Origin of the sequence: Rhodopseudomonas sp. (assembly GCF_048594845.1) — a bacterium.
Lineage (GTDB): Bacteria > Pseudomonadota > Alphaproteobacteria > Rhizobiales > Xanthobacteraceae > Rhodopseudomonas.
In genome coordinates this window covers 1-1,803 of sequence record NZ_JBMDXE010000195.1, presented here as the reverse complement: position 1 = coordinate 1,803, position 1,803 = coordinate 1, and the positions used below count along the sequence as shown (strand labels likewise).

At 66.3% G+C, this 1,803-nt stretch carries 1 protein-coding gene; it reads right to left on the bottom strand.

From position 1 onward, the window contains the following. Nucleotides 1-333: 333 nt before the first annotated feature. On the bottom strand, nucleotides 334-1,803 hold a 1,470-nt coding region (gene ligA / locus ACOJTD_RS12740), incomplete at its 5' end, for an NAD-dependent DNA ligase LigA (protein WP_420133274.1).

The following is a 1,803-nucleotide window of genomic DNA, read 5'->3' as shown; positions in this document are numbered from 1 at the left end:
CCCGACCGAAGACCTGATCGAACGCGCCGAAAGCCAGGAGCCACCAGTGATGTAAGGCGCACGCTTCGGAATGACCGGCGGAGAGGACGCTGCTTCACCGACGGGCTCTGGAATACTGGGTCGCCCGCCTACGCGGGCGATGACGCGGGAGAATGGGGCACGGCCGCGCGTCACAACAGGCCGTCATCCTCCGCGCATGCGGAGGACCCAGTATCCCAGAGCCTCTCGGCGGCGCGGCCGATACAGGATCCTGAACGTCGGGATTCCGGGTTCGCTCGCAAGGGCGAGCGCCCCGGAATGACTCGTGGAGGGGAATGGGGAGTTGAGGCGAGACTATCCGCCGATCAGCGCGAGCCACTCGTCTTCGGTCAGCACCGCGACGCCGAGGTCGCGGGCTTTGGTCAGCTTCGAGCCGGCGTCTTCGCCGGCCACCACGTAGTCGGTCTTTTTCGACACCGAGCCGGCGACCTTGGCGCCCAGCCGCTCGGCCGCGGCCTTGGCTTCGTCGCGGGTGAATTTCGACAGCGAGCCGGTGAACACCACGGTCTTGCCGGCGACGGCGGTGTCGCGCTTCACCTTCTCGGCCGGCAGCACCTCGGTCAGCTCGCTGAGTAGTGCATCGAGCGCCGCACGGTTGCGGGTTTCGGCGAAGAATTCGACCACCGCCTCGGCGACCACGTCGCCGATACCGGCGATGTTGTCGAGATCCTGATATGCCTCGGACGTGTTGCCGTCCTCGGTCTGCGCGTCGGCGGCCGCGCGCATCGCGTCGAGGAATGCGTCGAGCGTGCCGTAGTGCCGCGCCAGCAGCTTGGCATTGCCTTCGCCGACATGGCGAATGCCGAGCGCAAAGATCAGCCGGTGCAGTTCGATCGTGCGCCGTGCGTCGATTGCGGCAAACAAATTGCGCACCGAGGTCTCGCCGTAGCCTTCCAGCTCCTCGATCTTCAGCTCGGCGTTGCGTGATTTCAGCGTGAAGATGTCCGCGGGCTCTTTCACCCAGCCGCGCTCGTGGAACAGTTCGATCTGCTTCTCGCCGAGCCCGTCGATATCGAACGCCAGGCGCGAGACGAAATGCTTCAACCGCTCGACCGCCTGCGCCGGACAGATCAGCGCCCCGGTGCAGCGCCACACCGCCTCACCCTCCTCGCGCACGGCGTGGCTATGGCAGATCGGGCACCTGTGCGGGAAGCTGTAGGGCTTGGCCGACGCCGGCCGCGTCTCCATCACCACGCTGACGATCTGCGGAATGACGTCGCAGGCGCGCTGCACCACCACGGTGTCGCCTTCACGAATGTCGACGCCGTCGCGCAGCGGCGAGCCGTCGTTGCCGAGGCCCTTGATGTAGTCCTCGTTGTGCAGCGTCGCATTCTGCACCACGACGCCGCCGACTGTCACCGGCTGCAGCCGCGCCACCGGCGTCATCGCGCCGGTGCGGCCAACCTGGATGTCGATCTTCTCCAGCACGGTTGTCGCCTGCTCGGCGGCGAATTTATGCGCGATCGCCCAGCGCGGCGAGCGCGACACGAAGCCGAGCCGCTCCTGATAATCGAGCCGATCGACCTTGTAGACGACGCCGGCGATGTCATAGGGCAGCGACGCGCGCTGCTCGCCGATCCGGCGATAAAACTTCAGCGCGTCCTCAACGCTGGGGCACGGCGGGATCTCGGGATTGACCACGAAGCCGGCACGATCGAGCCACTGCAGCATCTTGTGCTGGGTCGGCTCGTCCATCGGATAGTCACTCATCTCGCCCCACGCATAGGCGAAGAATTTCAGCGGCCGCGACGCGGTGATCGCCAC